The organism is Pantoea sp., from assembly GCF_039594315.1.
In the GTDB taxonomy this organism is placed as follows: domain Bacteria; phylum Pseudomonadota; class Gammaproteobacteria; order Enterobacterales; family Enterobacteriaceae; genus Pantoea.
Genome location: NZ_JBCNNP010000009.1, coordinates 123713 through 138418 on the forward strand (window position 1 = coordinate 123713; position 14706 = coordinate 138418).

At 53.0% G+C, this 14706-nt stretch carries 12 protein-coding genes; 3 read left to right on the forward strand and 9 right to left on the reverse strand.

Features of this window, described 5'->3' with window-relative positions:
• Positions 1-159: 159 nt before the first annotated feature.
• The 3 genes from ABDW13_RS09080 to ABDW13_RS09090 are packed head-to-tail and all read right to left on the reverse strand — an operon-like array spanning position 160 to position 4181.
• Entirely contained in the window at positions 160-1935 is a 1776-nt protein-coding gene (locus tag ABDW13_RS09080; protein ID WP_343552219.1) for a SmdB family multidrug efflux ABC transporter permease/ATP-binding protein, read from the reverse strand.
• Positions 1928-3697, reverse strand: a complete 1770-nt coding sequence (locus ABDW13_RS09085; protein ID WP_343552220.1) for a SmdA family multidrug ABC transporter permease/ATP-binding protein — start codon at positions 3695-3697, stop codon at positions 1928-1930. The genes ABDW13_RS09080 and ABDW13_RS09085 overlap by 8 nt, the downstream gene beginning before the upstream one ends.
• Before the next feature lie 22 nt (positions 3698-3719).
• Positions 3720-4181: an Lrp/AsnC family transcriptional regulator gene (locus ABDW13_RS09090; RefSeq protein WP_343552221.1), complete on the reverse strand. Its 462-nt coding sequence runs from the start codon at positions 4179-4181 to the stop codon at positions 3720-3722.
• A gap of 115 nt (positions 4182-4296) precedes the next feature.
• On the opposite strand from ABDW13_RS09090, the gene ABDW13_RS09095 reads away from it, so the two are divergent.
• On the forward strand, positions 4297-5331 hold the full coding sequence (locus ABDW13_RS09095; protein WP_343552222.1) for a PLP-dependent cysteine synthase family protein: 1035 nt from the start codon (positions 4297-4299) through the stop codon (positions 5329-5331).
• Between the two features lie 34 nt (positions 5332-5365).
• On the opposite strand, the gene cof is transcribed toward ABDW13_RS09095, so the two are convergent.
• Positions 5366-6187, reverse strand: coding sequence for an HMP-PP phosphatase (cof, locus tag ABDW13_RS09100; protein ID WP_343552223.1), 822 nt, complete (start codon positions 6185-6187; stop codon positions 5366-5368).
• Positions 6188-6281: 94 nt separating this feature from the next.
• On the opposite strand from cof, the gene ABDW13_RS09105 reads away from it, so the two are divergent.
• Together ABDW13_RS09105 and queC are read left to right on the forward strand one after the other, a co-directional pair.
• Positions 6282-7967, forward strand: coding sequence for an SgrR family transcriptional regulator (locus ABDW13_RS09105; RefSeq protein WP_343552224.1), 1686 nt, complete (start codon positions 6282-6284; stop codon positions 7965-7967).
• A 175-nt stretch (positions 7968-8142) separates the two neighbouring features.
• Positions 8143-8838 (forward strand): 7-cyano-7-deazaguanine synthase QueC, encoded by a 696-nt coding sequence (gene queC, locus ABDW13_RS09110; protein WP_343552225.1) that lies wholly within the window; start codon positions 8143-8145, stop codon positions 8836-8838.
• A gap of 32 nt (positions 8839-8870) precedes the next feature.
• Here queC and ABDW13_RS09115 read toward each other — a convergent pair whose 3' ends face one another.
• From ABDW13_RS09115 to lon, 5 genes are all read right to left on the reverse strand, one after another.
• Positions 8871-9278: a YbgC/FadM family acyl-CoA thioesterase gene (locus tag ABDW13_RS09115; protein WP_343552226.1), complete on the reverse strand. Its 408-nt coding sequence runs from the start codon at positions 9276-9278 to the stop codon at positions 8871-8873.
• Between the two features lie 101 nt (positions 9279-9379).
• Positions 9380-9703: a ComEA family DNA-binding protein gene (locus ABDW13_RS09120; RefSeq protein WP_343552228.1), complete on the reverse strand. Its 324-nt coding sequence runs from the start codon at positions 9701-9703 to the stop codon at positions 9380-9382.
• A 139-nt stretch (positions 9704-9842) separates the two neighbouring features.
• The gene (gene ppiD / locus ABDW13_RS09125) at positions 9843-11711 is read right to left on the reverse strand and encodes a peptidylprolyl isomerase (RefSeq protein ID WP_343552229.1); all 1869 of its coding nucleotides are present in this window, start codon (positions 11709-11711) and stop codon (positions 9843-9845) included.
• A gap of 239 nt (positions 11712-11950) precedes the next feature.
• Entirely contained in the window at positions 11951-12223 is a 273-nt protein-coding gene (hupB, locus tag ABDW13_RS09130; protein ID WP_343552230.1) for a nucleoid-associated protein HU-beta, read from the reverse strand.
• Between the two features lie 213 nt (positions 12224-12436).
• A partial coding sequence (lon, locus tag ABDW13_RS09135) for an endopeptidase La (protein ID WP_343552232.1) occupies positions 12437-14706 on the reverse strand: 2270 nt, incomplete at its 5' end.

Below are 14706 nucleotides of genomic sequence, written 5' to 3' on the forward strand. Positions count from 1 at the left end.
TAGGCGCGCTGCATCGCGCTTCGTTATGTGATGCGCGACGCAATTTGGGGAGAGAGAACAGAAAAGGTGTTGCATTAACGCACTAATTTGGTGCTTTAAGCCTCAAAGAAGTGCATCAATACAGAACATTCCGAGAAAACTGTGCAAAAAAGGTGCAATTCACCCTTCAGCGTGTACGGGGATGCCCGCCGCGAGTTCATCGCCCGCTTGTTGCAATTGATACATCTGCCAATAACGACCCTGCTCGGCCAACAATTCGGCATGCGTACCGCGTTCGACAACCTGACCGCGATGCAGCACCAAAATCTGATCGGCTTCGGTGATGGTGGAAAGCCGATGTGCGATCACCACCAAGGTACTGTGCTGGCGCAACGCACGTAACGCATGCTGGATCGCCTGCTCGGTGCCGGAATCGATATTGGCGGTGGCTTCGTCGAGGATCAGAATCTGCGGCAATGACACCAACACGCGCGCCAGCGCCAGCAACTGCTTCTGCCCTACCGAAAGATTATTGCCCTGCTCGCCCAGCCGCGTATGAATGCCCTCCGACATACTGCGCGCCAGCGGTGCCAGCTGCACCGTTTCCAGCGCTTGCCACACTTGCTCTTCCGGGATATCACGGCCTAAACGCACGTTGGCCAGCAATGAGTCAGCCAACACCACCGGATCTTGCTGCACCATCGCCACACTCTGACGCAATGCCGCATGGGAAAGCTGCGGTAGCGGTCGGCCATCGAGTTCAATCGAACCGCGCGTCACCGGATAATAGCCCATCAACAAGTTGGCTAAAGTGCTTTTACCGCTGCCGGTATGGCCAACCAATGCGACAAAATTGCGCGACGGCACATCAAGATTAATGTTGCTTAACACATCACGATCATCGCGATAGGCAAAGCTGACATCGCGCAGCGTGATGCTGCCGGATTTAAGCGGTTGAGTATCGCTGCCGTAACCTTGTTGATCGGCATCCATCAACTCGAAGATACGTTCGCCGGAAACCACCGCTTGTTGCAGCATTGATTGCTGGGTGGTGAGTTCAATCAGCGGTTCGTTGAGACGCCCTAAATAGGTGATGAACGCGTACAACACGCCGACTTCAAACACGCCGGGCGTGGCAAAGCTGAACAACATCAGCAAGCCACACAGAATCATGGCTGAAAACAGGCTCAACAAGGGGCGCAGCAAGAAGCCATCAAGACGCAAGGTTTCCATGCGTGCCAGATAATGCGAGCGACTGGCTTCACCCATGCGTTCACCAAAACGCGCTTGCTGGCGGAACTGCTGGATCACGCTCATGCCGTTGATCACTTCGTTAAAGCCGTTGTTGATGTCCGCCAGATAACTGCGTACGCGGCGCGCGATTGGCGTACTGTAGCGCTGATAAATTAGCATCACCGTCAGCACCAGCGGGAAGATCACAATCGCCACCAGCGCCATACGCCAATCCAGCGAGAACATCGCCACTAACATGGCTCCAATCAGCGCGGCAGCACGTAAAACCGTGGCGACCACCGTGACATACAGATCTTTGATCACTTCGGTGTCGTTGGTGACGCGAGAGATAATTTGCCCCACCGGCTGGGTATCAAAAGCGCTAAGCGGTTGGCGTAGCGCGGCATTCATCACATCGACGCGCAGTTGCTGCACCACGCCAATCGCGGCGCGGTTAAACAGTAATGCCTGAAAATAGTGCAAACCGGCAGCTAATAATTGCAGTAGCACAAAGCCCACCAGCAATCCCGCCACAATGCCCCACGGCATTTGATGCTTGGCCACTAAATTATCAATGAAGTAGCTCACTAACACTGGCCCAGTAACTTCAGCCGCTGCGGCAATCCACAGCATGCCGACCGCCAGCCACAGCGATTTGCGCCACGGTTTGCCATACGCCAGCAGGCGTTTCAGCGTTGGCCACAAAGGTTTTGCTTTAGCCACGGATCGCTCCTTCTGCCACTTCATCCTCATCCAACGCCGCTTCCAATTGCTGATAACGGTACATATCGCGATACCAACCTTCATTTGCCGCCAGCGTGTCATGATCGCCACGCTGCGTCACCGCGCCTTGTTGCAGCACCAGAATTTCGCTGGCTTCGGTTAGCGCCGACAAGCGATGCGCGCTGATGATCAAAGTGCGGCCTTTGCCCCAAATGCGCAGGTTATGCAGGATGTCATGTTCGGTGCGACCGTCTACCGCTGAAAGTGCATCATCCAGGATCAGGATTTCGGCATTCAGCAGCAGCGCGCGAGCAATCGCGATACGTTGTTTTTGTCCACCGGATAACATCACGCCGCGCTCGCCTACTTCGGTTTCATAACCTTGCGGCAAACGTAAAATATCGTCGTGCACGCAGGCCATCTGCGCCACGCGCTCCAACTCTTCCTGCGTGGCATTGGGCCGACCTAATGCCAGATTATTGGCAATGGTGTCTGAGAACAGGAATGGCGTTTGGCTGACCACCGCCAAACGGCTGCGCCAGCTATCGAGTCGCAACTGCGGCAACGGCGTGTTGTGATAGCGAATATCGCCCTGATCGATATCGAAATGACGTTGGATCAGGCTCAGCAAGGTACTTTTGCCGCAGCCAGTTGGTCCGCACAAACCGAGCATTTGCCCCGGTTTCAACTGGAAATTGACATGACTGAGCACCGCGCCGGAGCTGGCCGGGTAGCGGAACTCACGAATCGCCACCTGCAATACGCCCGGTTCCGATGGCAGGATTTTTTGCCCATCCTCCACCGCCGGAGCTTCGTTCAATAGCGCACGGATACGACTCCACGCCGCACTGCCGCGCTCGACAATGTTGATCATCCACGCCAACGCCAGCATCGGCCAAATCATTAAACCGAGATACATCACGAAACTGGTGAGCTGGCCGAGCGTCAAATTACCTTCCCACACCATCCAGCCGCCGCCAGCAATCGCCAGTAAATTGGAGAAGCCAACGGCGATATAAATGATCGGATCGAAACGCGCATCAACGCGCGCCACATGCAGGTTTTTCTTACCGGTATCCGCCGCTATCCCGGCGAACTGCTGCGATTGATGATCTTCCAGACCAAAGGCTTTGATCATGCGAATACTGGTCAGGCTTTCCTGCGTTTGATCGTTGAGGCTAGAGAATGCAGCCTGCGCCACTTTGAATCGCTGATGCAGACGCGCGCCGTCTTTTTGGATGGCAAACGCCATAATCGGCATCGGGATCAGCGCCAATAACGTCAGTTCCCAGCTGATTTGCGTACTCATTACAATCAGCACCACCAAGCCCATCACCAACGAATCCACCAGCGTCAGCACGCCCTCACCAGCCGCAAATACCACGCGATCAACATCGTTGGTGGCGCGCGCGATCAGATCGCCGGTGCGATGACGTAAATAAAAAGCGGGATGCTGGCGGCTGAGTTGACGATAGAAATCTTCGCGCAGTTCGACCGCTAATTGGTAGGAGGCGCCAAACAACAGCACGCGCCAAACGTAGCGCAGCAGATAGACGATCACCGCAGTGACCAACATCACACCGATCCACATGAAGATCTGACCAGTGCTGAGGCGATGTTGCGTTACACCATCAACAATCACGCCCACCACATGCGGCGGCAATAATTGCAGCAAAGCAATCACGATCAGCAAGCTGACGGCACCCAGATATCGCCGCCACTCGCGCAAAAAATACCAACTTAACTGGCTGAATAATCGCACAAGCGTGTCTCTTTCTTTGCCCTTAGGGCGCTACCGGCAATGCGGTGGTGTATTTAATCTCTTCCATGGCAAAACTGGATGTCACATCCATCAGCCCCGGTACGCCATTCACCAGGCGCTTATAAAAGCTGTCGTAACTCTTCATGTCCGCGACCTGAATGCGCAACAAATAATCGTACTCACCCGCCATGCGATAAAACGCCATCACTTCCGGCATTTGTTGCACCACAGTGACAAACTGCTTAAACCACTCGCTGCTGTGCTGCTGCGTTTTAACAAACATAAAGGCAGTGAGCGATAAACCGATCTTCTCGCCGTCGAGCAGCGCCACGCGCGCACGAATAATGCCATCATCTTCCAGTTTTTTCAGGCGTTTCCAGCACGGCGTAGTGGTGAGATTGACCGCATCGGCCAGATTTTGCAGCGACAGAGTACAATCCTGCTGCAATAGCGCCAGCAATATGCGGTCAGTTTTATCTAACATTTGCCACTCCGGGAGAAAAATTTTCTCTAATCTCGCCATTATAGCGCGGTTTTAGCAACCTCTTTTTCCTGCCAGTGCCTTAGAATATGCCCAATAATGATTACGGAAATGCAACATGCAAACGCTCTGGGTTCGCCACGCCATTAATGAAATTAACGCCGACTTTCAGCGCTCGGCGGATACCCATCTGATCCGCTTCAAGCTGGATGATTTTCCTGGCATTCACTTCTACCTCAAAGATGAAAGCACCCATCCCAGCGGCAGCCTGAAGCACCGTCTGGCGCGTTCGCTGTTTCTGTATGGTTTGGCGAATGGCTGGATTAACGAAAACACGCCGATCATTGAAGCGTCTTCTGGCAGCACGGCGGTTTCAGAGGCTTACTTTGCGCAATTGTTAGGTTTGCCGTTTATCGCCGTAATGCCCGCCAGCACCGCCAAACGCAAAATCGAGATGATTCGTTTTTATGGTGGCGAATGCCATTTCGTTGCTGATCCTTGCGAGCTGTACAGCGAATCTGAACGCCTGGCGCGTGAACTCAACGGTCACTTTATGGATCAGTTCACTTACGCCGAGCGCGCCACCGATTGGCGCGGTAACAACAATATCGCCGAGAGCATTTTCCGCCAGATGTCGCATGAACCGTTCCCGGTGCCGCATACCTTGATCATGAGCGCGGGTACCGGCGGCACCTCGGCAACGTTAGGCCGCTACATCCGCTATCAAGGGCATAACACGCGCTTGTTGGTTGTCGATCCGCAGCATTCGGTGTTCTTTGATTACTGGCACAGTCGCGACAATACGCTGCGCAGTGAACGTGGCAGCGCCATTGAAGGGATTGGTCGTCCGCGCGTTGAGCCGTCATTTATGCCTGCGGTGATTGATGAAATGATTAAAGTGCCGGATGGTGCGACGGTAGCCGCAATGCTGCAACTGGAGAAAATCCTCGGTCGTCGCCCTGGCGCGTCAACTGGTACCAACTTCTGGGGCATGTTGCAGGTAGCAAAACGCATGCGCGAAAACGGTGAACAGGGTTCGTTGGTGACGTTGCTGTGCGACAGCGGCGAGCGTTATCCCGATACTTATTACAATCCAGAGTGGGTTCAGCAGAATATTGGCGATATCGAACCGTGGGTGCGTGAGCTGCAATAAAAAACCGGACATCATGTCCGGTTCACTGTAAGCCTCAGCATTCGGGGGAATAATCGAGGTGTGGTGTAGTCATCCAGTGATTTAAGTAGTGAGACACCGCCTGTGTCTCGCAATGTCCGATAACCGGTAAATGCGGCAACGACGCTTTAAGTTGATTCATCGCGTTACCCATAATGAAACCGTTGCCCACCCGCTCCAGCATTTCGCGATCGTTCATCGCATCACCAAATGCCATGCAATCGTTCAGCGACAGCGAAAGATGCTCGCACAAACGGCCCAGCGCCGCGCCTTTATGGCAATTAACCGGCAACACTTCTAAGCAATCCCACGCTGAGAAACAAATGTTGGCTCGTTCACCTAATGCGGCCTGCAACTCGGTACGTAACGCTTGCAGCATCTCATGTGGCGCAATAAAACAAATTTTGGTCACTTCATGGGCCGACATTTGGCGTAAATCACGTAATTGATAATGGAAACCGCTCATCGCATGCGCTTCCAGCGCGCCCAGCAACGGTTTATCAGTGAACCAGCCTTCATCGTTGAAGATATGAATCGACGCTGGCGTTTGCCAATGGGTGTGAATCACCTCTTCCGCCACCGATGAAGTTAAATCACAGCCATAAAGCTGATTGCCTTCTAAGTCGTGAATGCGCGTGCCGTTGCCGGTAATCAACCAAGCTGGCAAGGTGATTTGTTCACGCACGCGCTGCATATCCATCAGATGGCGTCCGGTGGCAAAAGTCAGCGTGACACCGCGTTGGTGCAATGCGTGTAGGGTCGCCAGCGTTTCATTACCTAATCGGTGCGTTGGCAGCAACAACGTGCCGTCCATATCAAATGCCGCGAGGCGAGCCATGCAAATTCTCCTGTATGAATGAGGAGCTTACTATCGCCTGGTAATTACGGAACTAATAGTGAATACTTTTTAAAAACTGTTCCGGGTTTATTCTATGCGCGAGCTTCACCGGGTTAATCAATTTCAGCGGCTGTGGCAGATCAGCCACGGCAAACCGCAACGTCTTAGCGTTGCTGATATGGCGAAACACTGTTTTTGCAGCGAACGCCATATCCGCACGCTGCTGCGCCAATGGCAGGATGCAGGTTGGTTGCGCTGGCGCGGTGAATCCGGCAGAGGAAAACAGGGCGAACTGACGTTTCTTCTGTCGCCTGAACAATTGCGCCAGCAGTTGTTAACGCAGCAATTGGATGCCGGCGAGGCGGTGCAAGCTTTGCAAGTGCTGGATCTGCAACCGGAACGGTTGGTGCGGATGCTGCGACCTTTGATGGGTGGACAATGGCAAAACCAATCACCGGTTTTGCGCATCCCCTATTACCGTGCCATGGAACCGTTGCGCCCGCTGCAACTGACCGGACGCGCCGAACAACATCTGGCACGTCAGGTCTTCTCAGGATTAACGCGTTTTCGTGACGATGATGTTGAAGGTGATATTGCCCACCATTGGCAGCATGACGAAAGCGGCCGCGATTGGTACTTTTGGCTGCGCCCGCAACTGAGTTGGCATAACGATGAGCCGCTGCACGCGGCACAATTGGTTGAGCAGTTACAGCAGATTATGCAATCGCCGCGCGGCGCGCGCCTGTTGGCCGCCGTTGAACAGATTGAAGCACCCCATCCACTGGCAATTCGTATTAGGTTGCGTGCCAGCGATTACTGGCTGCCGCAGCGTTTGGCGCACCAATTCTGTTTGCTGCCACATCCTGAATATCCCGATATCGGTAGTGGGCCGTGGAAACTCACCCATTTCACCGCTGAATTGGTGCGTTTGGAAAGCCATGCACGCTGGCATTTACAGCGTCCGCTGATACAGCGCATGGAATATTGGATCACGCCGCAACTGTTCGATCGCGATCTGGGAACCAGTTGCAGCCATCCAGTACAGATTGCCATTGGCGATCCTGATGAATTGGCTTCGCTGCGCCCGGTTGATCGCAGTATTAGCTTGGGATTCTGCTATTTGGCACCACGCATCTCGGCAAATTTCAGCGCCGAACAGGCCAAATCATTGATTGCTCTGATTCAGCGCAGCGGCGTGATTCAGCAGTTGCCGCTGGATGAAGGCTTGATTACGCCGAGCCATGAACTGTTGCCTGGCTGGCCGGTGCCGATTGCTCAGCAAGAAGTCATCTCTCTGCCGGCTAAGCTAACGCTGCATTACCATTTGCCGGTCGAGTTACATGTCATGGCGCAAGCGTTGATTCCATTGCTGGCACAACATGGCTGCACGTTGACCTGTATTTTCCATGATGTAAAAAGTTGGCGCGATGACATCGATCTTAGCGCTGCCGATGTGGTGATGGGCGATCGGCTGATTGGTGATGCACCACTGTTCACACTGGTGAATTGGCTGGAGAACGACGCAGTGTGGCTACCGCAGCGTGAGAAAGTGCTACAACCGGCATTAAACCGGATCTCTCAGCAGATCAATACCTTGCAGCGCAGCGCATTAACTCGACAATTATTTCAGCAACTGATGCGCGAAGGACATCTGTTGCCGTTGTTTAATTATCGCTATCAGGTCTTTGCCCCGCCGGGCGTTGAGGGGATTCAGCTGAATAGCTTAGGTTGGTTTGATTTCACCCGCGCCTGGATTCCGCCGCCAACCGCTATACCCTAAATAATTCAAATTAGAGAAAGGCGGCAAGTGTGTGAATCCCTAAGAGCTTACAGAAGTAAGCGACTAGGGTGAACACACGCAGCCAACGCATCTCTACTTTGAAGTATGACGGGTATACTGTTCAGCCTGCGCCTGAGCCAGTACCATAGGCGCACTGATTTTTGGGGAACAAATGATGAAAAGAGCCGTTGTGGTCTTTAGTGGCGGGCAAGATTCCACCACCTGTTTAATTCAAGCGCTGCAACAGTACGACGAAGTGCATTGCGTCACCTTCGATTACGGTCAACGCCATCGTGAAGAGATTGAGGTTGCGGCTGAACTGTCACACAAACTCGGCGCGCGTGCACATAAAGTGCTGGATGTTACGTTGCTGAACGAACTCGCGGTGAGCAGCCTGACGCGCGATAACATCCCGGTGCCGACTTACGATCCGAATGCCAGCGGTTTACCCAGCACTTTTGTGCCGGGCCGCAACATTCTGTTCTTAACGCTGGCATCGATTTACGCCTATCAGGTTGAAGCCGAAGCAGTGATTACCGGCGTGTGCGAGACCGATTTCTCCGGCTATCCGGATTGCCGTGACGAGTTTGTTAAAGCGCTGAATAACGCGGTGAGCCTGGGTATGGCGCGCAACATCCGTTTTGAAACGCCGCTGATGTGGTTGAACAAAGCAGAAACCTGGGCACTGGCCGATTACTGGCAACAACTGCCGCTGGTGCGGGCCGAAACGCTGACCTGCTATAACGGCATTAAAGGCGATGGCTGTGGCGAATGCGCGGCTTGCCATTTGCGCGCCCGCGGTTTAGCGGATTATCAGGCCAATTCGTCTGCGGTGATGGCCGCGATGAAGCAAAAAAGCGGCCTGAACTGATTCGGGCGCGGTCCACACTGGCGCCGTTGGCGTCAGTGACTTTCCACCATTAATGCCGCCAGACGCTCGCGCAGTTCCCCTTCCATCGGCACCGCTTTTTGCGTGCGCAAATCAATACAGACAAAGGTTAACGCCGCATCAGCAACGACGGAATTGTCACTCGCCAGCAATACGCGTTGCGCAATCACTCCGCTTTTACCGCTCAACTGCGACACTTCACTTTCGATATTCAGCACATCACCCAGTACCGCCGGACGACGATAATTGATGTTGATATTCACTACCACGAAGGCCAACTGCTGTTCCAGCAGCCAGTGGAACGCATCGACATCCTCCAGCCACTGCCAGCGCGCTTCTTCCAGAAACTCCAGATAGCGCGCATTGTTCACGTGCTGATAAACATCCAGATGATAGCCGCGCACTTTAATTGTGGTTCGCATTGTTGCTCCTGTTCAGGCTGAGAATGACAACTGGTAAGACCTGTTGAGCATAGCACAGCCTGAATCCGGACTATTTCAATCGTTCAAAGTCGCGAGTTGGCTCACAATTTCAAGCGCGTGCTGTTGCGCTCAATCAATGCGCTGCCAATCCCCGGCACCTCCTTGAGTTGTTCTATCGCGGTAAACGGACCGTACTGATCGCGATAACTGACAATCGCCTGCGCTTTCTTGAGTCCGATGCCATTCATACCCGCAGCCAGTTGTTCGGCTGTGGCGGAGTTGATGCTGACCTGCCCTTCCTGCGACGTCGAGACTTGTGTGGCCTGCGTTTCGCTGGGACTTTCGGCAGCCGCCAGTCCGGTGGTGTAAACTGCGCCGCCCAGCGCCAGCGTAATGCATAAGGCATGAAAAGTTGATTTCACCATGCTGTGTTTCTCCTTGTGTTTGACAGCCACAGCAGGGTGTCACAGCGCAAATCAGGGTACAAAAGGCCATTTTCAGAAATGGAAAAGGCCGCATAAGCGGCCTTTCGGTGTTGCAGTGTTTTAACTTTTTTTGTGAGGCTTACTGGTTTTGTGCTGCGGCGCCGTACTTAATCTTCGCCTCTTTACGCAGGTTTTCCAGCAATGCTTCAAAGGCGATCTGCGCGTTGTTTTGCGTCACACCTTTCACCATCTCATCGATTTGTGCCTGCGGCATATTGCCCGCGCTAACTTTATCCAGCGCAACCAGCACCACATTGCCCTGCATATCTTCGCTCACGCCCCACGACGGCTTATTGTCAGCAGGTTCTGGCAGATTAAAGGCAGACTGCGCGACAGGGTCTTGCGCATTGCGGTCAAACGATTTGCTGGCGCTGAGCGTTAGGCCAGCCGCTTTCAGGGCGTCTTCTTTACCGGCTTTCAAATCTGCCAGTAATTTATCCGCTTGTGCTTTAGCCTGCTGGGTCGCTTTATCATGCTTCAGCGTATCAACAATCTGCGCTTTAACCTGATCCAACGGCTTCACCGCTTCCGGCTTGTGCTCGCTGATACGCAATACAAAGGCGCGATCGCCATCAACAGAAATGATGTCTGAGTTATTGCCCGGCGTACCGTTCTGGCCGACTAAACCACCGTTGAAAATCGCTTGCTTAACCTGGTCGAAGTTCAAATCGTCCGGCAGATTGTCACGCGTGATCCAGCCCGTTTCAGTCACTTTCAAGCCTGAAGCCTGTGCAGCGCCTGCCAACGACTCATTATCGTTGCTGGCAGCTTCGCTGACTTTCTGCTGCATCTTGTAGAAGGCATCAACCGCTTTCTCTTGCTTCACTTTGTCGGCAATCGCGTCATGCACTTCAGCCAAAGGTTTAACCTGCTCCGGCTGGATATCATCCAGACGTACCACGAGGAAACCAACCGACGACTTGATCGCACCAGACAGTTGACCTTTCTGCGTCAGATTGGCAGTTTTCAGCTCATCTGGCGTAGTGCTTGGCTCCAGCCAACCCATGTCGCCGCCTTTACGCGCCGAGATTGGGTCGATTGATTTGCTTTTTGCCAGCGTAGCGAAATCTTCACCTTTCTTCAGCGCATCAACAACCGCGTTCGCATCCGCTTCAGTTTTGGTCTGAATGATGCTGTAACGATTACGCTGTGGCTGTGAGTAATCCGCTTTATGTTGATCGTACCAGCTCTGGATATCCGCTTCGCTGGCGGTTTCCTGCATGCTAGCCGCATCCATTTTGATGTAGCTCACGCGGAACTGCTCAGGCGCCATGAAGCTGTTTTGATGCTGCTGATAATACTGGCTAACTTCTTCATCACTGGCGGTTTGCTTGGCAGCTAACGCGTTAACGTCAATCACCGCCTGGCGTACTTCGCGCTGCTGTGACACCAAATCCACCAGCTTGCTGGTTTCGCCTTTCAGCATGAAATCGGTATTCGCAACCGCGTTGATCAACTGTTGCGTCGCCAACTGCTTGCGCAGCGCTTCCGCATATTGATCGGCGGTATAACCCATGCTGGTGATCAGGCCGCTGTATTTGGCGTTGTCGAATTTACCGTTGGTCTGGAAGGCTTTCTGATTGAAGATGGCCTGTTTTACCTGGTCATCGCTGATGCCGATATGCAGATCTTTGATGTATTGATCAAGCAGCGCCTGATCGATCAACTGTGACAGCGCCTGCTGGCGCATCTGCTGCATGTAGCCTTCGTTGCTGGCTAACTGTGAGAATTGGTCGCCCAGCATCTGCTGCTGACGATTACGCTCACTGTTATAACCTTGCTCCAGCTCTGCTCGGCTGATCTCGTGTCCGTTGACTTTAGCGGCATAATCGCTGCCGCCACCAATCAGGTAGTTGCCCACCCCGGTGAGTACGAAAGACAGGATGATCAATCCCAGAATAATCTTGAGCACGACATGATTCGACGCCGCGCGTAAATTGTCCATCATGGTATGACAACACTCCGCTGTAGTGTGAATGTAAAGCTCTAACACGATGTCATCATCGTGCAACTGCTGTTCAGGCTGGCAGTTGGCAACCATGCGGAGACAACAACCAAAGGGCTATCGCCGCGCATCAAGAATAAAAAAAGGCACATCAAAAAAGATGTGCCCGTATGTTACATGAGAACGGCTTTTACGTCCTCAATCCATGGAAGAAAATGCTTCAATGGATGTGTCAGCGGTCATTAATTGACGGAATCTTTCAGTGCTTTACCTGCACGGAAGCCCGGAACTTTACCAGCCGGGATGGTGAGCTCTTTACCCGTTTGCGGGTTACGGCCAGTACGCGCCGCACGCTCACGCACAGAGAAAGTACCGAAACCAACCAGTGCCACTTCATCACCACCCTTCAGGGTTTCAGTGACGGAGTCCATGAATGCATCTAAAACACGTCCCGCTGCTGCTTTAGAAATGTCAGCGTCTGCAGCAATTTTGTCGATCAACTGTGACTTATTCACTCTATTCATCCCCTCTTTTATTATTCACATCGCACCTGCGCTTCCCGCCCGGTACGAACGCGCAGCCAGTTATATCAAGCCTGTGGAGCCGAAACAACGGTATTCATCTTAATCGTTGATCCAGCAGCCCACTAACTTAGCGGCACAAAAAAAAGCTGGCAAGCACCAATTTGCCTGCCAGCTTCGCTTTTTAGCGGTTTCTGCCACTAATCACTATTTTGCGGTCGCAACCTGCATGCCGTAAGGCGCATTTTCCAATGCCAGGTTCAACACTTCTTCAATACGCTTAACCGGGTGAATATCCAGATCGGCAATCACGTTCTGCGGAATGTCTTCCAGATCGCGCTTGTTTTCATCCGGGATCAACACGGTTTTGATACCACCACGGTGCGCGGCCAGCAGCTTCTCTTTCAGGCCACCGATGGGAAGAACCAAACCACGCAGCGTGATTTCGCCGGTCATCGCCACATCTGAACGTACTGGGTTGCCGGTCAGGCATGACACCAACGCAGTACACATCGCAATACCCGCGCTTGGACCGTCTTTCGGTGTCGCACCTTCAGGCACGTGTACGTGAATGTCACGCTTCTCATAGAAATCAGCGTTGATGCCGAGTTTCTCCGCACGCGCGCGCACTACGGTCAGCGCTGCCTGAATTGACTCTTGCATCACTTCGCCCAGCGAACCGGTATAAGTCAGCTTGCCTTTGCCTGGTACGCAGGCGGTTTCGATGGTCAACAGATCGCCGCCCACTTCCGTCCACGCCAAACCGGTCACCTGACCCACACGGCTTTCGCTCTCTGCGCGACCATAATCAAAGCGCTGCACGCCAAGGAAATCCTTGAGGTTATCGCCATTGATCACGATGTGTTTTTTCGCTTTATCCATCAGCAACGCTTTCACCGCTTTGCGGCACAGCTTGGAGAGTTCGCGTTCCAGACTACGTACACCCGCTTCACGCGTGTAGTAACGGATGATGCCAACAATCGCGCTGTCATCTACGCTGATCTCTTTCTCTTTCAGCGCGTTACGCTCAATCTGCTTCGGCAATAAATGCTGCTTAGCGATGTTCAGTTTTTCATCTTCGGTGTAACCCGACAGACGAATCACTTCCATACGATCCAGCAACGGCGCCGGGATGTTCATCGAGTTAGACGTGGCGACGAACATCACGTCAGAAAGATCGTAATCGACTTCCAGATAGTGATCGTTGAACGCGATGTTTTGCTCAGGATCCAGCACCTCAAGCAGCGCTGAAGCCGGATCGCCACGCATGTCCGAAGACATTTTGTCGATCTCATCCAGCAGGAACAGCGGGTTCTTGACGCCAACTTTCGCCATTTTCTGGATCAGTTTGCCCGGCATAGAACCGATGTAAGTACGACGATGTCCACGGATTTCCGCTTCATCGCGCACGCCACCCAGCGCCATACGCACGTATTTACGCCCGGTGGCTTTCGCGATGGATTGACCCAGCGAGGTTTTACCTACGCCCGGCGGTCCAACGAGGCACAGAATCGGGCCTTTGATTTTGCTGACGCGACTTTGCACCGCAAGATATTCAAGGATGCGATCTTTAACGCGTTCCAAGCCGTAATGGTCGATATCCAGGGTCTCTTGCGCTTTACGCAGGTCTTTTTTGACTTTACTGCGCGCCACCCAAGGCACCTGAACCATCCAATCGATATAACCACGCACCACGGTGGCTTCAGCAGACATCGGCGACATCATTTTCAGCTTCTGCAATTCTGCTTCGACTTTTTCGCGTGCTTCTGTCGGCATTTTGGCCGCTTCGATTTTACGTTTCAGCGCTTCGTATTCATCCGGCGCATCGTCCATTTCGCCCAGCTCTTTCTGAATGGCTTTCATTTGCTCATTCAGGTAGTACTCACGCTGGCTTTTTTCCATCTGCTTTTTAACGCGGTTGCGAATACGCTTCTCAACCTGCAGCAGATCGATCTCTGATTCCATCATCGCCATCAGATATTCCAGACGCTCATTGACGTCGGACATCTCCAGCACTGACTGTTTATCAGCCAGTTTCAGCGGCATGTGCGCTGCGACGGTGTCGGCCAAACGGGCCGCATCGTCAATGCTGTTCAGTGAGGTTAATACCTCTGGCGGGATTTTTTTGTTGAGCTTGATGTAGCCTTCAAATTGATTGATGGCGGTGCGCACCAACACTTCCTGTTCACGCTCTTCAATTTCTGGCGAGATCAGATATTCGGCCTGGGCAACGAAATGGTCGCCGTTATCAGCCAACGTGGTGATGTGCGCGCGCTGTAAACCTTCAACCAGCACTTTTACCGTGCCGTCTGGAAGTTTCAGCATCTGCAATACAGAAGCGACGGTCCCTACAGAAAAGAGATCGTTAATGCCAGGTTCATCCGTTGAAGCCTCTTTCTGTGCAACCAGCATGATTTTTTTATCATGATCCATCGCGGCTTCGAGGCACCGAATCGATTTTTCCCGGCCAACAAACA